Annotated in this window: 21 protein-coding genes; 5 read left to right on the forward strand and 16 right to left on the reverse strand. The window is 54.3% G+C overall.

What is annotated here, in order from left to right:
• Positions 1–127: 127 nt before the first annotated feature.
• Both ACLJRU_RS16370 and ACLJRU_RS16375 read right to left on the reverse strand, forming a co-directional pair.
• The gene (locus ACLJRU_RS16370; protein WP_001540959.1) at positions 128–1,024 is read right to left on the reverse strand and encodes a U32 family peptidase; all 897 of its coding nucleotides are present in this window, start codon (positions 1,022–1,024) and stop codon (positions 128–130) included.
• Positions 1,015–2,010: a peptidase U32 family protein gene (locus ACLJRU_RS16375; protein ID WP_000421309.1), complete on the reverse strand. Its 996-nt coding sequence runs from the start codon at positions 2,008–2,010 to the stop codon at positions 1,015–1,017. Before ACLJRU_RS16375 ends, ACLJRU_RS16370 begins: the two co-directional genes overlap by 10 nt.
• 216 nt (positions 2,011–2,226) lie before the next feature.
• Between ACLJRU_RS16375 and ACLJRU_RS16380 the strand changes: the two genes are divergently transcribed.
• Both ACLJRU_RS16380 and ACLJRU_RS16385 read left to right on the forward strand, forming a co-directional pair.
• A complete protein-coding gene (locus tag ACLJRU_RS16380) occupies positions 2,227–2,751 on the forward strand; it encodes an SCP2 domain-containing protein (protein ID WP_000884721.1) in 525 nt (174 codons plus the stop codon).
• Positions 2,745–3,248: a GNAT family N-acetyltransferase gene (locus tag ACLJRU_RS16385; protein ID WP_000908562.1), complete on the forward strand. Its 504-nt coding sequence runs from the start codon at positions 2,745–2,747 to the stop codon at positions 3,246–3,248. The genes ACLJRU_RS16380 and ACLJRU_RS16385 overlap by 7 nt, the downstream gene beginning before the upstream one ends.
• On the opposite strand, the gene ACLJRU_RS16390 is transcribed toward ACLJRU_RS16385, so the two are convergent.
• On the reverse strand, positions 3,235–3,552 hold the full coding sequence (locus tag ACLJRU_RS16390) for a GIY-YIG nuclease family protein (RefSeq protein ID WP_000928379.1): 318 nt from the start codon (positions 3,550–3,552) through the stop codon (positions 3,235–3,237). The two genes, ACLJRU_RS16385 and ACLJRU_RS16390, sit on opposite strands and share 14 nt — an antisense overlap.
• 37 nt (positions 3,553–3,589) lie before the next feature.
• Between ACLJRU_RS16390 and ACLJRU_RS16395 the strand changes: the two genes are divergently transcribed.
• Positions 3,590–4,033, forward strand: coding sequence for a YhbP family protein (locus ACLJRU_RS16395; protein WP_000380405.1), 444 nt, complete (start codon positions 3,590–3,592; stop codon positions 4,031–4,033).
• Here the strand turns inward: ACLJRU_RS16395 and yhbO are convergent.
• Positions 4,013–4,531 (reverse strand): protein/nucleic acid deglycase, encoded by a 519-nt coding sequence (yhbO, locus tag ACLJRU_RS16400; protein ID WP_000037599.1) that lies wholly within the window; start codon positions 4,529–4,531, stop codon positions 4,013–4,015. The two genes, ACLJRU_RS16395 and yhbO, sit on opposite strands and share 21 nt — an antisense overlap.
• A 130-nt stretch (positions 4,532–4,661) precedes the next feature.
• Between yhbO and ACLJRU_RS16405 the strand changes: the two genes are divergently transcribed.
• Positions 4,662–5,297, forward strand: coding sequence for an NAD(P)H-binding protein (locus ACLJRU_RS16405; protein ID WP_001517952.1), 636 nt, complete (start codon positions 4,662–4,664; stop codon positions 5,295–5,297).
• 66 nt (positions 5,298–5,363) lie between these two features.
• Here ACLJRU_RS16405 and dolP read toward each other — a convergent pair whose 3' ends face one another.
• From dolP to ACLJRU_RS16425, 4 genes are read right to left on the reverse strand one after another with little or no spacing between them, the layout of a single operon-like run.
• Entirely contained in the window at positions 5,364–5,939 is a 576-nt protein-coding gene (gene dolP, locus ACLJRU_RS16410) for a division/outer membrane stress-associated lipid-binding lipoprotein (RefSeq protein WP_000643280.1), read from the reverse strand.
• A 9-nt stretch (positions 5,940–5,948) separates the two neighbouring features.
• Positions 5,949–6,539 (reverse strand): DnaA initiator-associating protein DiaA, encoded by a 591-nt coding sequence (gene diaA / locus ACLJRU_RS16415; protein ID WP_000893481.1) that lies wholly within the window; start codon positions 6,537–6,539, stop codon positions 5,949–5,951.
• A 21-nt stretch (positions 6,540–6,560) separates the two neighbouring features.
• Positions 6,561–6,956, reverse strand: a complete 396-nt coding sequence (locus ACLJRU_RS16420) for a YraN family protein (protein ID WP_000057285.1) — start codon at positions 6,954–6,956, stop codon at positions 6,561–6,563.
• Entirely contained in the window at positions 6,914–8,956 is a 2,043-nt protein-coding gene (locus ACLJRU_RS16425) for a penicillin-binding protein activator (protein ID WP_001540957.1), read from the reverse strand. Before ACLJRU_RS16425 ends, ACLJRU_RS16420 begins: the two co-directional genes overlap by 43 nt.
• A gap of 63 nt (positions 8,957–9,019) precedes the next feature.
• Here ACLJRU_RS16425 and rsmI point away from each other — a divergent pair, with 63 nt between their 5' ends.
• Positions 9,020–9,883: a 16S rRNA (cytidine(1402)-2'-O)-methyltransferase gene (gene rsmI, locus ACLJRU_RS16430; RefSeq protein WP_000812295.1), complete on the forward strand. Its 864-nt coding sequence runs from the start codon at positions 9,020–9,022 to the stop codon at positions 9,881–9,883.
• A gap of 157 nt (positions 9,884–10,040) precedes the next feature.
• Here the strand turns inward: rsmI and ACLJRU_RS16435 are convergent, their stop codons facing one another.
• The 8 genes from ACLJRU_RS16435 to garD all read right to left on the reverse strand — a co-directional run bounded on the left by ACLJRU_RS16435 (position 10,041) and on the right by garD (position 18,212).
• Positions 10,041–10,814: a DeoR/GlpR family DNA-binding transcription regulator gene (locus ACLJRU_RS16435; RefSeq protein ID WP_001083899.1), complete on the reverse strand. Its 774-nt coding sequence runs from the start codon at positions 10,812–10,814 to the stop codon at positions 10,041–10,043.
• 110 nt (positions 10,815–10,924) lie between these two features.
• Positions 10,925–11,968: a galactitol-1-phosphate 5-dehydrogenase gene (gene gatD / locus ACLJRU_RS16440; RefSeq protein WP_038394042.1), complete on the reverse strand. Its 1,044-nt coding sequence runs from the start codon at positions 11,966–11,968 to the stop codon at positions 10,925–10,927.
• A 43-nt stretch (positions 11,969–12,011) separates the two neighbouring features.
• Positions 12,012–13,385, reverse strand: coding sequence for a galactitol-specific PTS transporter subunit IIC (locus tag ACLJRU_RS16445; protein ID WP_001540956.1), 1,374 nt, complete (start codon positions 13,383–13,385; stop codon positions 12,012–12,014).
• A 3-nt stretch (positions 13,386–13,388) separates the two neighbouring features.
• Complete coding sequence (gene gatB / locus ACLJRU_RS16450) at positions 13,389–13,673, reverse strand: PTS galactitol transporter subunit IIB (RefSeq protein ID WP_000824293.1); 285 nt, start codon at positions 13,671–13,673, stop codon at positions 13,389–13,391.
• A 30-nt stretch (positions 13,674–13,703) separates the two neighbouring features.
• On the reverse strand, positions 13,704–14,168 hold the full coding sequence (gatA, locus tag ACLJRU_RS16455; RefSeq protein WP_000080445.1) for a PTS galactitol transporter subunit IIA: 465 nt from the start codon (positions 14,166–14,168) through the stop codon (positions 13,704–13,706).
• Between the two features lie 14 nt (positions 14,169–14,182).
• Positions 14,183–15,454, reverse strand: a complete 1,272-nt coding sequence (gene gatZ / locus ACLJRU_RS16460) for a tagatose-bisphosphate aldolase subunit GatZ (protein ID WP_023235314.1) — start codon at positions 15,452–15,454, stop codon at positions 14,183–14,185.
• 119 nt (positions 15,455–15,573) lie between these two features.
• Positions 15,574–16,428 carry a tagatose bisphosphate family class II aldolase gene (locus ACLJRU_RS16465; protein ID WP_000469979.1) on the reverse strand — a complete coding sequence of 285 codons (855 nt, stop codon included), beginning with the start codon at positions 16,426–16,428 and terminating at the stop codon, positions 15,574–15,576.
• Between the two features lie 257 nt (positions 16,429–16,685).
• A complete protein-coding gene (gene garD, locus ACLJRU_RS16470; protein WP_223557645.1) occupies positions 16,686–18,212 on the reverse strand; it encodes a galactarate dehydratase in 1,527 nt (508 codons plus the stop codon).
• Positions 18,213–18,358 lie beyond the last annotated feature (146 nt).

Below are 18,358 nucleotides of genomic sequence, written 5' to 3' on the forward strand. Positions count from 1 at the left end.
GCGAATGTTGTTAACAAAGTGAGCTTTATGAGACTGACGGTAAAAACAATACCCGATAGCGCTGCGCTTATCAGGCCTACGGGATCGCTATTTGTAGGCCAGATAAGGTATTTATGCCGCCATCCGGCTAGGCCTGTAGCTCCAGCCCGGCCAGCCGCTTCCAGTAGCCGTTACAGTCGCTATGGGCGGCAAGCGGTAATGGTGCGCCGCCGTTTTCGTTAGCGCGAAAGGCATCAAGCATGGCAAATGTCTCCGTCCCCAACGGCGACAGGCGCACGATATCGACCAATCCCTGCATTGACGTCAGTTCGTTGCCAAGGTTATAGACATAGCCGCTCATGGTCTGAATACCGTTAAGCACAAACACCTGCTGATTCTCTTGCGAGAGCACGTCACGACCGTTTGGATACTTGATACAGCAGGTTTCGCACTCATCTTTCGGACGGTCTTCCGAACGGGCGGTAAAGCAGCGAGCGGAGTAGGCCAGCGGCAGATGGCCGTAGCTCAACACTTCCACTTCAAACTGATTGCGGATGCCCAGTTCATCGCACTGATTAAGCAAATTCACCAGCCAGTCGCGAGACAGCTCCACTGGCATACACCAGCGTACCATGCCTTCTTTCAGCAACCGGCGCAGCGTGACCGCGTTGTAGCAGTTCAGCGCATGGCCAGCGACAAACGGCAGTTTGCGCTCGGCGCACAGATTCACCACGCCGAGATCGCTGGCTTCCAGCAGAAAATCGCCGTTGTCCACATAGCGTTTCAGTTCGCTTAATTCAGATGACGCCTGTACCAGCGCCAGGGTGGAGAGCGCCACCTGCTTACCGCTGGCAGCGAGGGATTTCGCCATTTCCAGCCAGTCGCCGACTTTAGTCGCGCGACGCTTGCTGCACACCGCTTCGCCCAGATAAATGACGTCAGCGCTGCTTTTTGCGGCCTGCTGATAAAAATCTTCCAGCGTCTCTTTCGGCCAGTAATAAAGCACCGGTCCTAAGGAATATTTCATAGCTCCTCTCACTGCCATTTACGGTGATATGCGCCAAGCGTGGTTTGGGTGCCTTCGGACATCGCGCCGAGCGTCTCCATCCAGTCGCGCTGTGGAACGAAGTTTTGCGGGGCGGCTTTGCAGCGATCGATCGCCTGGCGCCACACTTTCGCCACCTGGCTGACGTAGGCCGGGCTGCGCTGGCGGCCTTCGATTTTCACCGAAGCGATGTTCGCCGCCATGAGCTCCGGCAGCAGTTCCAGCGTGTTCAGGCTGGTTGGCTCCTCCAGCGCGTGATAGCGCTCGCCGTCCACTAAATAGCGGCCTTTACACAGCGTTGGGTAGCCTGCGTTTTCGCCATCCTGGTAACGGTCAATCAGGACATCATTCAGGCGCGATTCCAGCCCCTGCGGCGTTTGCTGCCAACGGACAAAGCGGGCGGGAGAGCAGGCGCCGACGGTATTGGGCGACTCCCCCGTCAGGTAGGAAGAAAGATAGCAGCGACCTTCCGCCATAATGCACAGGCTGCCAAACGCGAATACCTCTAGCGGCACCGGCGTGACGCGGGCTAGTTGTTTTACCTGGTGAATCGACAGTACACGGGGCAGTACTACACGGTGGACATCAAAGTTGCGGTGATAAAAGCGAATCGCCTCTTCGTTGGTTGCCGAGGCCTGAACGGAAACATGGCGCTCAATATGCGGGTAACGCTCTGCGGCATATTCCAGCATAGCGAGGTCGGCGAGAATCAACGCGTCGGCGCCAAGCTGCGCCGCCATATCCACGGCGCGCTGCCAGCGGGCATAGCCGTCCGGATGCGCAAAAGTATTAATGGCGATGTGTAATTTGCGGCGATGCTGGTGAACAAAACTCACCGCTTCCTGCAATTTTTTTTCGGTAAAGTTAAGGCCGGCAAAATGACGGGCATTGGTATCGTCTTTTAACCCGATATAAACGGCGTCAGCGCCGTTTTCGATGGCCGCCTTCAGCGCCGGGAGATTTCCGGCAGGGCAGAGCAGCTCCATAATTTATCCTGAGGGTTACGTCTGAGACGCAAAATTGTTAACGAACAGGGATTTTAGTTAACCTTGCTGCGACAATTTTTGATTTAAGGCAGTTAAAGGCGTATTGGTAACACCAATAATGGGGTAGAAAATCAGACCCAATTGTTGATTTACGCCGCCATGTGATTTATTGGATATGGCAAAATAACAGGACTATTGAAACAGGGAGTAAAGCTCGTGTTAGATAAACTGCGTTCACGCTTAGTCCATGCTGGCCCGTCTCTGATGAGTGTACCGGTTAAACTGACGCCCTTTGCGCTAAAGCGCCAGGTTCTGGAACAGGTTCTGAGCTGGCAGTTTCGTCAGGCGCTGGCCGATGGAGAGCTGGAATTCCTCGAAGGTCGTTGGTTAAGCATTCATGTTCGTGACATCGACTTAAAATGGTATACCACGGTTGAAAATGAAAAATTGATCGTTAGCCAGCAGGCGGATGCCGACGTCAGTTTTAGCGCCGACGCCAGCGATCTGCTAATGATAGCTGCCCGTAAACAGGACCCGGATACGCTCTTTTTCCAGCGTCGACTGGTCATTGAAGGCGATACTGAGTTAGGGTTGTATGTGAAGAATCTGATGGACGCCATCGAACTGGAGCAGATGCCGAAAGCGTTACGCGTTATGCTGCTGCAACTGGCGGATTTTGTTGAGGCGGGTATGAAAAACTCGCCGGAAACCAAACAGACCTCGGTAGGTGAACCATGCTAATTCGAGTAGAAATTCCCATTGATGCGCCTGGTATTGATGCGCTGTTACGCCGTTCATTCGAAAGCGATGCGGAAGCGAAGCTGGTTCACGATTTGCGTGAAGATGGTTTTCTGACGCTCGGACTGGTGGCCACGGATGATGAAGGCCAGGTGGTGGGCTATGTCGCCTTTAGTCCGGTTGATGTGCAGGGCGAAGATTTACAGTGGGTTGGCATGGCGCCGCTGGCGGTCGATGAAAAGTATCGCGGGCAAGGGCTGGCGCGCCAGTTAGTGTATGAAGGGCTGGATTCGCTCAACGAGTTCGGCTACGCGGCGGTCGTGACGCTGGGCGATCCGGCGTTATATAGCCGCTTCGGTTTTGAACTGGCCGCACATTACGATCTTCACTGCCGTTGGCCCGGTACGGAAAGCGCTTTCCAGGTACACCGTTTGGCTGAGGATGCGCTGGAGGGCGTGACGGGGCTGGTGGAGTATCACGACCACTTCAATCGTTTTTAAGCACCGGCGTTTGCAGGCTGGACAGCAGCGCCTCAAACGCTTCGCGTTCCGTCACAAGGCGCTCTTTCTGGCGCTTTGTGAGCTGTTTGATGCGATACTCTATGCGCAGGGCCAGCGAGCGATCGCCAACCTGCGCCGCAAACGCCAGCGTTAACTCGCCTTTTCCCCGTAATGCTTTTGCGCCTTTTCCCGTTTGATGCTGCCTGTAACGACGCGCCACATCGGTGGTTATTCCGGTGTAAAGCGCATTGTCTGCAGTACGAATCAGATACAGATACCAGGGTGTCATTGTCGCCATCAGCATGATAATTTTCAGGTTCCCAGTATAAGCGAGAATAAAGATGGACACACTTACCGCTATTGGCCGTTGGCTGGCGAAACAACACGTGGTGACCTGGTGCGTACACCATGAGGGAGAGCTGTGGTGCGCCAATGCGTTTTATTTGTTTGATGCGCAAAACGTCGCGCTGTATCTGTTAACGGATGATAAAACCCGCCATGCGCAAATGTCTGGCGCGTGCGCGCCAGTTGCGGGAACGGTCAATGGTCAGCCGAAAACGGTGGCGCGCATTCGCGGCGTACAATTTAAAGGGGAAATTCGCCGTCTGGAGGGGCAGGAGAGCGACGCCGTGCGTAAAGCTTACCTTCGTCGCTTCCCGGTCGCCAGGGTGCTGCCAGCGCCGGTATGGGAAATCCGGCTGGATGAAATTAAATTCACCGACAACACGCTGGGGTTTGGTAAAAAACTGCACTGGTTACGCGACTCACGCGCCCAGCAGGCGTAGCGCCTCGCGGTTAAATGCCGGCAGGTCGTCAGGCGTGCGGCTGGTCACCAGCTGATCTTTATCGACGACGACTTCCTGATCGTAAAATTCCGCGCCCGCATTCTTCACATCGATAATAATCGGTTTCACCGCCGTGAGTTTGCGGCCACGAATGACATCGGCGCTGATCAACAACTGTGGGCCGTGGCAAATGGCAAAAACCGGTTTACCGCTGTTAACGAAATCGCGGGTAAAATCCACGAAACGGCTGTCGCCGCGCAGGTAGTCCGGCGAATGACCTCCCGGCAATAGCAAGGCGTCGAACTCGTCGGGACGAACGTCATCAATAGCCTTATCAATGGTGACGCTGGCCTCGCCTTTTTTTCCTTTCACCGTTTTACCCGCCTCTTTTTCGATGGTGATGACCTCATGGCCGGCCTGACGGAATTCTGCTGCCGGCGAGGTAAATTCTGAATCTTCAAATTCATCGGTAATCAAAACGGCAATTTTCTTACTCATGCGTTTCCTCCGCAGTGGTGGCGTCGGGTAAGGCAAATTTTCCACAATGATGGATACTTACCTCGTAGACTATTAAGCTTGGTCGATAGGGCCGAGAGTGCAAGGTGGACAAATCTGTAAAGGAGCGAGGATGAGTCAGGTACTGATTACCGGCGCGACCGGACTGGTCGGCGGACATCTGCTGAGAATGTTAATCAACACGCCGCAGGTGAGCGCTATCGCTGCGCCGACGCGTCGCCCGCTGACGGATATTGTCGGCGTTTATAACCCTCACGATCCGCAGCTTACCGACGCGTTAGCTCAGGTGACCGACCCGGTGGATATTGTTTTTTGCTGCCTGGGCACGACCCGGCGTGAAGCGGGAAGTAAAGCGGCGTTTATTCATGCGGATTATACGCTGGTGGTTGATACCGCGCTGACCGGGCGTCGACTGGGCGCGCAGCACATGTTGGTGGTCAGCGCAATGGGAGCAAACGCGCACTCTCCGTTTTTCTACAATCGGGTGAAAGGAGAAATGGAGGAGGCGTTAATCGCGCAAAATTGGCCTCGTTTGACGATTGCCCGGCCTTCTATGCTGCTCGGCGACAGAACAACGCGGCGGGTGAATGAAACGCTTTTCGCTCCGCTATTTCGGCTGTTGCCAGGAAACTGGAAATCGATTGATGCGCGGGATGTGGCGCGGGCCATGCTGGCGGAAGCGCTGGCGCCAGCACAAGAAGGCGTGACGATTCTGACCTCATCGCAACTGCGGGAAAAAGCGGGGTAGCGAAGCCGGATGATTTACCGGATGGCGACGCGGTTTACACATTTTTATCGCCACCCGGCACACCGGTTACTTAATATACGTAAAGGCGGTAGTCACGCGTTTCACGCCGCTCACCCGGCTGGCGATGTCCGCTGCCGCTTTACCTTCACGTTCAGTCACCAGGCCCAGCAGGAACACTTCGCCATTTTCGGTGGTGACTTTCACGTTTGACGATTTTACCTGATCGCTGGTCAGTAGCTGTGAGCGAACTTTCGTGGTGATCCAGGTATCGTTAGAGGCGGTCCCCAGGCCGATAGGCTGACCCTGGCGAATCTCGTTATAGACCTCGGTGGTGCCTTCAACGCCCATCGCTATCTGTTTCGCGCGTGCGGAGAGTTCGCTGTTTGGCGACTGGCCCACTAACAAAACTTTGCCCTGATAAGCCGTGACATTGATGCGCGTCTCTTTTTTGATTTGCTCATCTTTCGACAGCGCGCTGCTGACACGCAGTTCCAGCGTTCCGTCATCCACCTGGGTGCCCACGCTACGCGGGTCGGTTGCGGCTTTGGTGCCGACGGCTGCCGTACCCACTACCGCGGCGGCGACGCAACCTTGCAATAGCAACGCAGAAATAAGGACTGCGAGCGGCGAAAATGCCTTCATGTGTACTCCTTAATCATCCTGGTGAGGAAAAAGCGTGTTATCGATCAAATCGCACAGGCAGTTTACCGTCAGCATATGCATTTCCTGAATGCGCGCGCTGTGGTGTGAAGGGATACGAATTTCAACATCCTGCGGCCCTAATAGTCCGGCCAGCTCGCCCCCGTCATACCCGGTTAGCGCCACAATGGTCATGTCACGTGTGACGGCTGCTTCAACGGCTTTTACGATATCGCGACTATTACCACGCGTAGAGATCGCCAATAAAACATCGCCTGCATGTCCCAGCGCCCGGACTTGTTTTGCATAAACTTCATCGTGCAGGCGATCGTTAGCGATCGCAGTTAAGACCACATTATCGGTATTTAGTGCAATGGCGGGTAAACTGGGTCGCTCCGTTTCAAAGCGGTTAATCATGCTGGCAGCAAAATGCTGTGCGTTGGCCGCGGACGTCCCGTTTCCACAACAGAGGATTTTGTTGCCGTTAAGCAGGGAATGAACCAGCGTCATGGCGGCGCGGGAAATGGCATCCGGAAGCGCTTCCGCCGCAGCAATTTGAGTTTGAATGCTTTCTGTAAAGCAAACTTTGATTCTTTCGAGCACGCTAATCCTTAAAATCTTCAATTATGAGTGGTCGTTAAACGCATCCCGAAACCACTCAATCTCATTTCCGGTGAAGGCTAACACATCGAACCGACAATCCACAGTATCAAAACTCCCATTCTGGCGGGCGAGCCACAAGCGGGCAGTATGTAATAATTTGTGTTGCTTGCTGCGGGTCACACTAGCCGCCGCGCCGCCATAAAGCCCGGAGCGCCGATAGCGGACCTCAACAAAAACCGTCGTTTTTCCGTCGCGCATGATCAGATCGATTTCGCCGCCGCGCTCGCGCACGTTGGCGGCGATAAACCGCAGTCCTTTGCTTTCCAGCCAGCGACGCGCGGCAGCTTCCCACGCGTCGCCAGCCTGTTTACGCGTTAGCTGGCGGGAACAATCTCCCCTTGCTGGTATTTGAGCCATGATAACTTCCTGTTAATCACACAATCCGGGCTGGCGGTTAATGCGCCGGTATTACCATTGATCTCAAATCCCTGCACCTGACGCATCTGCGAAAAGTGGTTCGCCAGCGTCCAGGCATCCACGCCCATGGCGTACATCCGCGCCAGAGAATAGTCGTTATGTACAGCACTCAGCGCCTGCTGCATCAACGGCGTATTGCCGCCTGCCAGCATAGGAATTTCACTGTATTGTAAACCCTCCATTTCCAGACGGAAGTCGGGGCCGGAGGTGCCTTGCGCGCTGCGAGAGCTGGCATACAGCGTCGCGCCGCTCTGGGTGCCGTTACGCATGGCGATCATCGGTTTGATAAAGCCAATCTCTTCCGGCGTAGCCAGAATATAGACCGCGTCTACGCGTCCGCCGCCGGTGATTTGCGCGTCGGTCGGCGGCGCAGGGATGGTCAGATCGCCAATGGTGACGCCAGGCTGCGCAGGCACGCTGGCGGCGACCGGGCTGCCCGTCAACGCGATACCCGCGCCGCCGTTCACGCCCATTTTCAGCTCAGCTACGGAGCCGAATTTTTGCTGTAACACGATGTCGCCGCCCAGTTTTTGCCACTCCTGGGTGAAGGCGTTCGCCACGCGATCGCCAAGCGTGCTGCGTGGGATCAACAGCAGCGGCGACTGCTTGCCCTGGTCATAAATATGATGCGCCGCATCACGGGCTTCATCTTCTGGAGAGAGCGCGAAATAGCAGATATTAGGGAAGCTACGTACCGTTTCCGGCTGGTTGAGCGCCAGCACGTTGAGCGGCGTGTTGCTTTTCATCAGCGCTTCCACATTGTTTTTCAACAGCGGCCCGACCACGATACTGGCGCCGTCTTGCTGAACCTGAGCAAGCACCTGATCCAACGGCTGGGAAGAGGTATCATAGATTTTTAATTCAGCGGAGGGATCCGCCGGCGCGCTTGCTGTAGCAGGGGGAGTCTGTGGCGCGCTGACTGGCGTAGCGGACTGGGCTGGAGCGTCATCAGTCAGATCGCTCACCGAGGCCTGCGACGGACTGGCGACGCCGTTGGTCATTTGTGGTTGCGTCTCCTCCACGCCAGGTTCGACCGGCGCGTCAGGAGCGGCGGCAGGCTGCATCTCCACCGCCTGGGTGCCGAGGTTTTTCGCGGCTTCGAAACCTTGCTGGATGGTACGGCCAAACACGGCAGCCTGACCGTTCAGCGGCAGCAGCAGAGCGATTTTGCTGGTGGAAGCTGGTTTAAAACGTTGCACATTGACGAGCTGCGTCGGCAGCATTTTCGCCCCCGGATTTTGCGGGTAGCGTTTTTGCCAGTCGGCGATCCCGGCTTTCAGCATGTCTGGATCGTTGCGGTTGTCAAACCAGACGCGTTGCAGATCCAGCCAGCCCTGAAGCACATTTTCATCGGCGTTGATAACCAGCGTCCTGGCCTGATCCGGCGTCATGGCGGAGAGCGCCTGCCAGGTGGCGTCGATATTTTTTTGTTTATCTTTCGCCGCCAGTAGCGGTTCCTGGGCGATTAACGCCCGCAACAAGGTAAGCGACGGGCGTCCCTGGCTGGCAACGATCTGCGCCTGCCAGTAACGCGCTTGCTGATGTGGCGCAAAGTCGGCGGGTTTTAGTTTATCCAGCAAGGCCTGCGCGCCTGCGACATCTTTTTGCGCCAGTTTGATTTCTACCGCTAATAAAGACTGTTCGCGACGCTGGGTATCGTTCAGATTTTGCGGGAGTTGGTTGAACAACTCGACGGCCTGCTGGCTTTTTCCTTCTTTCAGCAGTGCATGAATGGCGAGTAATTGCCAGTTGGTCTTGCTATCATCTGCGCTTTGCTGCATCTGATGCAGGTAAAAGGCGGAGTCAGCTTGCGCTGAACCCTGCATATAGGCTGCGCTTTGATCTGGCGCCTGGGTGCCGCACCCGGCGAAAAGTAGCGCAGCCAGGACGACAGGCAGCGCGCGTGCGGCGTTCAAACGAGAAAATGTTGAGGGTACCATACTGTATCCAGTGATATTTTTTTACGCAATGCTCAATATTAAATCGGCAATACGGACGACACAATGAAACAAAACGAATCGGCGGATAATTCTCAGGGCCAACTCTTTATTGTACCTACTCCTATCGGTAATCTGGCGGATATTACCCAGCGTGCGTTGGAGGTGTTACAGGCTGTAGATCTGATTGCCGCCGAGGATACTCGTCACACCGGTTTATTGCTGCAACATTTTGGGATTAATGCCCGGTTGTTCGCGCTGCACGACCATAACGAACAACAAAAAGCGGAAACGCTGGTCGCGAAGCTAAAAGAAGGGCAGAACATTGCGCTGGTTTCCGACGCCGGTACGCCGCTGATTAACGATCCGGGCTACCACCTGGTGCGTACCTGCCGTGAAGCGGGGATTCGCGTGGTGCCGCTACCGGGGCCATGTGCGGCGATTACCGCCCTGAGCGCCGCTGGCCTGCCATCTGACCGTTTCTGCTATGAAGGCTTTTTACCGGCGAAATCCAAAGGCCGCCGTGATGCGCTAAAAGCCATTGAAACGGAACCGCGAACGCTGATTTTTTATGAGTCAACCCACCGCCTGTTAGATAGCCTGGAAGATATCGTCGCGGTATTGGGAGAATCCCGTTATGTGGTGCTGGCGCGTGAGCTGACCAAAACCTGGGAAACCATTCACGGCGCGCCGGTCGGCGAGCTGCTGGCGTGGGTGAAAGAGGATGAAAACCGTCGCAAAGGCGAAATGGTGCTGATTGTCGAAGGCCATAAAGCGCAAGAAGACGACCTGCCCGCCGACGCGCTGCGCACGCTGGCGCTGCTACAGGCAGAACTGCCGCTGAAAAAAGCGGCGGCGCTGGCAGCAGAAATTCACGGCGTGAAGAAAAATGCGCTGTATAAGTATGCGCTGGAGCAGCAGGAAGAATAAAAGCGAGCGCCCGGGAACCGCCTTTTATCGCCATCGCGTTAATACTCAATCAGGTGATTGATGTGGGTAAAGTGATGGGGGCATTGGGCGGTGATAGCGGGCCGGACCTTTCCTTCGGGCTTACTCTCGCGATCAGCAACGCATAACCGACTCCTTTTTAGACGATCATTAATTCCACGCCTGTTTTCGCTAATGCCGCTTTATCCTGTTTGCTGATGGTGTCATCGGTTATCACACAGTCGATCTTGTCCATCGGCAATACCTGGTTAAAGCCGCGACGGTTAAATTTGGTCGCGTCCAGTACCGCGATAACTTTGTGTGCCGCCGCCGCCATGACGCCGCTAATGGAATAACCTTCGTTAAACGTGGTAATACCGTTTGTCGCATCAATACCATCCGCCCCGACAAACATGACATCGGCGCTGATGCCGTGTAGCGATCGTTCCGCAATCGTGCCGTGCATTGAGTGGGTTTTATGCCGTACCGTACCGCCGCAGACCACCAGCGTGAGATCTTTATTTTCTGATAGCGTAAAAGCGGCAGGCAAGCTGTTAGTGATCACCGTAATATTGCTTTTTCGCGCGAGCGCTTCCGCAATCAGTAATGTTGTGCTCCCGCTATCCAGAATGATGGTCATTCCTTCTTCAACCATTGCCGCAGCCGCTTGGGCAATCCGCTTTTTCGGATCGCTGGCGAGTTGATACCGATCTTCCAGAATGACTTCCTGATTGTCGCCTTCCGCCAGATGACTTCCCGGTTTTGCCGCGCCGCCATGAAAACGGGTGACAAGGCCTTTCTCTTCCAGCAGACGCAGGTCAGCACGGATAGTCACTTCAGAAATACCAAAGGTATTTGAAAGGTCCATCACTAGCACGCTGCCTTGCGTATTAATCAGGTCGACAATTTTATTTCTTCGCTCAAATGAGTTCATATTGATTTGCCTGATAATTAACTGTAACTAGTTTAAACGAAGGATTGCGAAAGGTGAACGCTAAATTTCGAAAGGAAATGTGAGCCAGCGCAGGTTGCTGGCTCGTACCATCAGGAAAGTTGAAGTAAGATTTTGCCCTGCATGGGCGCGCCATTAAGCGCTTTGACTGCTTCTGCAAAGCTTTCCGCATCGCCGCGGTGGGCAATGAGAGGGGTCAGTTGAAGACGTTTTTCAGCTAACAGGCGCGCTGCGGTTTCCCATTCTTCTCCTGGCCATGGCGTGGAGTAGTTCATCCAACTGCCGAGGAGCGTGAGCTCTTTACGCAAAATTAACCCGAATGTGCGCGTCGTCAGGGTGAGATCGTGATGTAACGTCCCCACCAGCGCCAGTTGCGCTCGCGGCCCGGCGATATCGATAGCCAGCGAGACGGTCTGGGGAGTTCCTGCCGTTTCGAGAACCAGTTGATCAAACTGAATGTCGGACAACGCGGTCTGGATGTCGTCGGCGGTCATTTCCCGGCTATTACAGGTATGCGTTGCGCCGAGCGCTTTCGCCAGTTCCAGTTTCTGCGGATTGATATCAATCGCCGTTACGCTTCGCGCGCCCAGTTCCCGCGCGCACTGTAAGGCCAGCAGGCCAATTGTCCCGGCCCCGACGATAATTACGTTTTTCCCCTCGCAGCCCTGCGCCAGATGAAAGGCGTGTAAGCCCACGGTAATCGGTTCGATAAACGCGCCATCTTCAATCGGCATATCAGACGGCAAGCGGAAAAGATTGGCCCGTTTGACCACCACATATTCCGCATTACCGCCTTCGCTGCGCGATCCTACAAACTGATACTGTTTGCATAAAGAAAAGTAACCGCGTTCGCATTGCGGACAGTGAAAGCAGGGAAGAAGCGGGACACAAGCGACGGCATCGCCGGGCTGCATATCCGTTACGCCTGTGCCGTAGGATTCAACGTAGCCGCTGAATTCATGGCCTAACGTAATAGGATAATAATGGGCGCCCTGCGCGAAAATACGCGGGATATCCGACCCGCAAAGCCCTGAGCTAACGACCTTGACCAACACATCGTCCTCGGCTTGCAGTTGTGGTAAGGGACGTTCTTCAACGCGCACGTCTCCCTCAGCGTGAATAACCACTGATTTCATAACATTCTCCAGGAAGGTGAGGGGAGCGATTGCTCCCCTAAAATTAAGAGGCGATTTGACTTTGCTGTAGCGCCGTGGCTTTCTCAGCCGCGACAAACTGTCGGGCGCGACGCCAGGTCAGCAGTACGCCGGCCAGATAGATAATGGCAATGACGGCGAAGCCGACGATATTCTGCCAGGTAAAAAGTTGAATCAGCAGCCAGGTGATGGGGGAACCGCCCTGATCCAGCGAGGCGACTTGTCCGCCTGCTTTTAGCGCTCCGGCATTGGCAGCCAGTTGGGTATGCAGGCCAATCGTCTGGGTGGCTATCCACAGGGTGATACCCATAATAATGACACCTGAAATCAGCGTGCGGAACAGGTTGCCCTGGTGTACCGCAACCGCCATCGCAATAAAGAAACCGATGGTGGCGAGGTCGCCGAACGGCAGCACCTGGTTCCCCGGTACTAAGACGGCAATCAGGATGGTCAGCGGAATGAATATCAGACTCGCAGAGACAACAGAGGTATGACCGAGCAGTAGCGCTGGATCAAGGCCTATCAGGAACTCCTGCCCGCCAAATTTGGCCTGTAGACGTTTACGCGCATGTTTCGCGATAGGCGTTAGGCCATCCATAATAGGTTTAATGACGCGTGGCATAAGCAGCATCACCGCTGCAGTTTTGACCGCCAGTTGCAGAACGGCTTTAGCGTCGTAGCCTGCCAGTACACCAATCACCAGCCCCATCACGAAGCCGACAGTCACCGGCTCGCCAAACGGTCCGAAGCGTTTCTGGACATCATCTGCGCTAAAGTGAATACGATTGAGGCCCGGAATTTTTTCGATAATGGTATCAACGAGCACCGCCACGGGGCCCAGGTACGCGGATGAGCCGTGTGGGATAGCAATCCCCTCGAGGCCAAAATAGTCGCGGGTATCTTTGGCAAACCAGTCCCCCAGTTTGTAGACAAAGGCGGCATGAACCACAACGCCCAGAATCCCCAGCCAGTATGAACCGGTCGCCAGATGCAGCATGGCGCCCGTGAAGGTCATGTGCCAGATATTCCAGATATCGACATTCACCACGCGGGTCATGCGGGTCACTAGCATCAGGACGTTAACCCCGATGGCGACAGGGATCGCGACCAGCGCGATTTGTGACGCCCTGGTCATGGGCGATGAACCCGGCCAGCCGACGTCAATAACGTGGAGATTGATTTGGAAATGTTCCGCCATGGCTTTCGCCGCGGGGCCGATAGAATCCAGCATCAGGCCGATGACCAGACCAATACCCACGAAGCCGATACCAATATGCAAACCCGATTTAAAACAATCCCCAAGCTTCATTCCCAGCAGTTTAGAGAACACGATGATCACCAGAGGCAACATCACCGTTGGGCCTAAGTCGAGGATATAACGCATTATTTCGCTAAACATACGTTACCCCATGAGAATGGACAGAATTTTTTGCTGTAATGCTTCAATACCCACGCCGGAAACAAAAGGCATACCGTGAACGACGGGAATATCGCCGAAGGCGCGATCGACCCTGGCAGTGGTACAGATAAGATCGGCGCCGTCCATATAGGTTTCGATTTCGGTGACCCGGCATTGCACTAAGTCGAGCTCAATATGGTTGGCATCACATAGCTCTTTAATTTCTTCCGCAGCCATCGTTGAGGTTGCAACCGCACCGCCACAGGCCACAATTACTTTACGTTTCATAGGGTATTCCTCATTATTATCAATTTATTATCAAACCTGGACGCACTGCTCAGGCTCAAGGATGGTTTCCTGAAAGCGTATCGCCAGTTCGGCATCCGGCGCGCTTAACAGGGCATCGAGGGTGCTTGGGTTCTGTAGCTCACTAAACAGGCGGCGCAGAAGTTTTAGCTGTGCCGCCGGGTTTTCAACGATTAAGGCGATGATTAACGAAACGGCAATCTCTTCGTCATCATCCGCCTGTTGAAACATGACCGGCTTATCTGGACGAATCAGATAGATAGCGGGTGATTTCGCATGAACCGCCTCGCAATGAGGGATAGCGACGGCGTGACGCTCCAGCGCAATGCCGGTAGGAAAAGACGCTTCACGTTCCACCAGCGCCTGCGGATAACTATCATGTACCACGCCTTTCGCCAGCATCTCTTTGCCAATGTGCGCCAGCGCCTGTTGGCTCGAGTCGAATGTGATTCCGGTTCGGACAAATAGTTGGCTCATAAATTCTCCATTATTCAGGCGACATCCGGCGTGCAACCGAAGCGATAAGCGCGCAGAACATCCTGAATTTTGTCAATAATCAGGTTATGCGGCGTAGGGGTGAGCACGCCCTCAGACAGGCGTTCAAACTGTACGGGCATAAACTGGCTAATTAATCCCAGCGGCAATGTGACGTTGTTCAGATTGGCGATTAACTTCTCTACGCTTTGACGAATACGCGGGTGCGGCCAGTAATAGCGAATACGGTCAGACAAACTAAAGTGGATGTCGACCATCGCCTGGCTCCAGGTTGGACGGTAGTATTTTTTCCAGTAGCCCGGTTCGTTTAGCATAACTTCATCAATGACCTCCAGTACCCGACTACGTTGTTCCGGGGAGATCAGCTCGTTTTCCATTTGCGCAAGTGCGAAAATGGTTTCGCGCAGCGCGAAAGTGAGCGCCGGGCCGACCTTCAGAATGGCGTAATGATCGCGTACCAGCGCACGGTAGGCCTGTCGCGTCTGATAATCAGTCGAATGCGCTTCATAGACCATCGGCGTTTCTTTTATCCATGCGGAGAGCGCCTGTGCCGCCTGCGGCTGATAGTGGATAATCTGGGTATGATCAAATTCAACGCCCGGCTGTACGACAATCGCGATAACCCGGTTCAATGCCTCATCCAGCCCCAGGGCGCGAAAAGCAGCCTGATGCGTTTGCAGCGTGCGGGCCGCATCCTGTTCGCGGGTAACATGTACGGCGTTAATGGCGCTGGCTTCTCCGCCCGGAACCGGGACTTCAGTGCCGATAACATAGGTTAAATGGCGTTTTTGTTCGTCGGTCGCCGTCGTTTCCGCTGCCTGGCAAAGCAGGGCGGCGCGTTTAGCGACAACCATTGGGTCCAGCGGCGTCGGGTCGTCAGCGCAGGACATAGAGGCATCAAGATGGATTTTGCTAAACCCGGCAGCGACGTAAGCCTTAATGAGTTCGACGGATTTTTCCATCGCCGTATCCGCAGGTTCGTTTTGCCAGCAGTTAGGTCCCAGGTGATCGCCGCCTAAAATAAGCCGTTCTCGTGGAAAACCCACTTCCTGGGCGATGCCATAGACAAAATCACGAAAGTCAGCCGGTTTCATGCCGGTATAACCGCCAAACTGATTAACCTGATTGGATGTGGCTTCAATCAATACCTTGTTGTCAGTATTGAGATCGAAAAGCAGAGCTGATTCGATAACCAGGGGATGAGCAGAACAAACTGAACAGATGCCCAGATGTTCTCCTGCTTTATGACGAGCAATTATTTCTTTCACTTCTGGCTCCGATATCTTTTGTTTATCTTCATAATATTTTTGGTTTGAAGGCAAAGGATAATAATGGCTTTCGTGATCCAGCTATGAAAACGCCCTTTGCCGTGCTAAATCCGGGGGCTTTAGAGCTTCCCTTCACAACCGCAGTCGGCAATCACTTTACGTACAACCTCTTTCATGGCCGCTTTCGCCGGGATCATGTAATGGCGGGGATCGCTGGCCTCTGCGTGTTGCGTTAAATAGTTTTTAAGCGCGCCGGAAAAGGCGATTTTAAGCTCGGTCGCGACGTTAACTTTGCAGATGCCCAGCGAAATAGCGCGGGTAATATCGCGGGTCGGCAGGCCAGAGGCGCCGTGAAGGACTAAGGGGACATCAACCCGCTGACGAATTTCCGTCAGTCGTTCAAAATCAAGTTTTGGTTCAGCGGTGTAGAGGCCGTGAGCGGTGCCGATAGCAATGGCTAACGAGTCGATACCCGTTTTTTCTACAAATTCCCGGGCCTGTTCCGGATGGGTATAAAGCGCATCTTTACCGTCAACGATAAGATCGTCTTCCTGCCCGCCGAGACGCCCAAGTTCAGCTTCAACGCTGACATCGTAGCGATGACAGTAATCAACCACGCTTTTCACCAGCGCAATATTGTCGGCAAAGGGGAAATGCGACCCGTCGATCATGACCGAGCGTACCCCGGCGGCGACTTTCATTTTGATGTCGGCCAGTTTTTCATGATGATCGAGATGTACCGCGAGAGGATGATTCCAGCTTTTCGCCAGTTCTGCGGCGATAGCCACGATATTACCGACGCCTGCGTAGCTAAAGGTGCCTGGCGTACCGGCGACAATCAGCGGAGAGCGCAATTCTGCGGCGGTTTCCACCACCACTTGCAATGTCTCCAGGTTGTGGATGTTAAACGCCGGCACAGCATAGCCTTCCTGCTGCGCCTTCTTTAGCATTGTTCTGCCTGAAATGATAAACATCCTTCCTCCGAAATCTTTCGTTTGTTTTCTTTGAAAGAATTTATAGGCTTTTGGAATGTTTTTTTGTGATTTTGATCTGATAAATGAAAGTTTCGAAATAAAATGGAAGCTATCGAAAGTTAGGCGTAAAAAAAGCATGTCGGGCAGACATACTTCAGGCTACAGACTAAGGGCGAAAAAATACCGGGTAGCGCTGGCGCTTACCCGGTCTACAGATTATGCGGTTATACCCTGCTCGGAGAAGGGTACTGACTGGATCAGGTCACTGGCGTCGGGTTAAATATCGCCAGTTGGTTATGTAGGCCCCACTGGTCCGAGAAAGTCTTTTTCCGGCCGCTGGCGACATCGAGAATAAAGTGAAATAGCTTCCAGCCCACATCTTCGATTGTCTCTTCACCCGTGGCGATGGTGCCTGCATTGATATCCATTAAGTCATACCAGCGGTTCGCCAGCTCGGTACGCGTCGCCATTTTAATGACCGGCACCGCCATCAGCCCGTACGGCGTGCCGCGTCCGGTGGTAAAGACCTGTACGGTAATGCCGGAAGCGACCTGCTGCGTGCCGCAGACGAAATCGCTGGCGGGCGTCGCGGCGTAAATCAGGCCGCGTTTGGTGGGGCGCTGGCCCGGCGACAATACTTCGACAATGGCGCTCTTACCCGATTTAGCGATAGAGCCCAACGCTTTTTCCACCACATTCGCCAGGCCGCCTTTTTTGTTGCCAGGGGACGGGTTAGCGCTGCGATCGGTTTTCCCCATATCAAGGTAGTTATCGTACCAGGCCATTTCATCCAGCAGGCGTTTACCCACGGCTTCGTTGATGGCGCGCGGCGTCAGAAGATGAATGGCATCGCGCACTTCGGTGACCTCCGAGAACATGACGGTCGCGCCGCAGCGTACCAGCAGATCGGAAGCATAACCCACCGCCGGGTTTGCCGTGACGCCAGAAAACGCATCGCTGCCGCCGCATTGCATCCCGACGACCAGCTCGGAGGCCGGGCAGGTTTCGCGCTGGCGCTGGTTCAGTTTCGTCAGATGGCGTTCGGCGACCCGCAAAATATCGTCGACCATTGATTTAAAGCCGACATGCTGCTCGTCCTGTAAACGCACAATACTGGCGCTTTCAACGGCGATGGCGGGAACATCCTCGGTGCCTTCCAGCAGCCGTTCCGGCTGCAGTTTTTCGCAACCGAGGCCAATCACCATCACTTCGCCGCCAAAATTGGGGTTGAGCGCGATATTATGAATCGTGCGAATCGGCACGACCGCCGCCGGCGCGTTGATTGCCACGCCGCAGCCGTACAGATGGTTTAGCCCTACAACGCCATCGACATTCGGGTATTTGGGCAGGAGATCGCGCTCAATCACTTTCACCACATAATCGACCACGCCCGCCACACAGTGCACGCTGGTGGTAATGCCAAGCAGATTTTTGGTGCCGACGCTGCCATCGGCGTTACGATAGCCCTCAAACGTATAGCCTTCCAGCGGCGGCAGCGGTTCCGGTACTTTGGTCGCCAGCGGTAGCGTATTCAGCGGCGGCGCTTTTGGCAGTTCAACCAGCGACTCGTCGATCCAGCTTCCGCGCGGGATGTCGCGTACCGCATAACCGATGACTTCGCCATAACGGATGATTTCGCCGTGAGCGGGGATATCCGTCAGAGCGACTTTATGGCCTTGCGGAATATGTTCAGTCAGTTCCAGGCCATCCGGAAAACGTGTTCCGGCTTTAAGGCCGTGGTCATTAACAATAATTGCGACATTATCGGTTTCATGTATTTTTATATAAAACGCCGATGGCGATTCCTAGCGAATTTCGATATTGGCCATTGTTCAACATTCTCCAGCCTGGATGATAGAAATAGGATTATCTATTTTGGTTATGGTTAAATCGTTAAATCTCAATATAAGAAATAAAGCTCATGCATAAT

The organism is Salmonella sp. SAL00653 (assembly GCF_046552515.1).
Lineage (GTDB): Bacteria > Pseudomonadota > Gammaproteobacteria > Enterobacterales > Enterobacteriaceae > Salmonella > Salmonella enterica.

Coding starts and splice junctions, on each gene's coding strand:
- ACLJRU_RS16425 (WP_001540957.1), bottom strand. CDS start 8,956: ATGGTACCCTCAACATTTTCTCGTTTGAACGCCGCACGCGCGCTGCCT.
- ACLJRU_RS16385 (WP_000908562.1), top strand. CDS start 2,745: ATGCTAATTCGAGTAGAAATTCCCATTGATGCGCCTGGTATTGATGCG.
- gatB (WP_000824293.1), bottom strand. CDS start 13,673: ATGAAACGTAAAGTAATTGTGGCCTGTGGCGGTGCGGTTGCAACCTCA.
- ACLJRU_RS16370 (WP_001540959.1), bottom strand. CDS start 1,024: ATGGCAGTGAGAGGAGCTATGAAATATTCCTTAGGACCGGTGCTTTAT.
- ACLJRU_RS16445 (WP_001540956.1), bottom strand. CDS start 13,385: ATGTTTAGCGAAATAATGCGTTATATCCTCGACTTAGGCCCAACGGTG.
- ACLJRU_RS16375 (WP_000421309.1), bottom strand. CDS start 2,010: ATGGAGCTGCTCTGCCCTGCCGGAAATCTCCCGGCGCTGAAGGCGGCC.
- ACLJRU_RS16390 (WP_000928379.1), bottom strand. CDS start 3,552: ATGCTGATGGCGACAATGACACCCTGGTATCTGTATCTGATTCGTACT.
- yhbO (WP_000037599.1), bottom strand. CDS start 4,531: ATGAGTAAGAAAATTGCCGTTTTGATTACCGATGAATTTGAAGATTCA.
- gatD (WP_038394042.1), bottom strand. CDS start 11,968: ATGAAATCAGTGGTTATTCACGCTGAGGGAGACGTGCGCGTTGAAGAA.
- ACLJRU_RS16395 (WP_000380405.1), top strand. CDS start 3,590: ATGGACACACTTACCGCTATTGGCCGTTGGCTGGCGAAACAACACGTG.
- ACLJRU_RS16405 (WP_001517952.1), top strand. CDS start 4,662: ATGAGTCAGGTACTGATTACCGGCGCGACCGGACTGGTCGGCGGACAT.
- rsmI (WP_000812295.1), top strand. CDS start 9,020: ATGAAACAAAACGAATCGGCGGATAATTCTCAGGGCCAACTCTTTATT.
- ACLJRU_RS16465 (WP_000469979.1), bottom strand. CDS start 16,428: ATGTTTATCATTTCAGGCAGAACAATGCTAAAGAAGGCGCAGCAGGAA.
- ACLJRU_RS16420 (WP_000057285.1), bottom strand. CDS start 6,956: ATGGCTCAAATACCAGCAAGGGGAGATTGTTCCCGCCAGCTAACGCGT.
- dolP (WP_000643280.1), bottom strand. CDS start 5,939: ATGAAGGCATTTTCGCCGCTCGCAGTCCTTATTTCTGCGTTGCTATTG.
- gatA (WP_000080445.1), bottom strand. CDS start 14,168: ATGAGCCAACTATTTGTCCGAACCGGAATCACATTCGACTCGAGCCAA.
- ACLJRU_RS16435 (WP_001083899.1), bottom strand. CDS start 10,814: ATGAACTCATTTGAGCGAAGAAATAAAATTGTCGACCTGATTAATACG.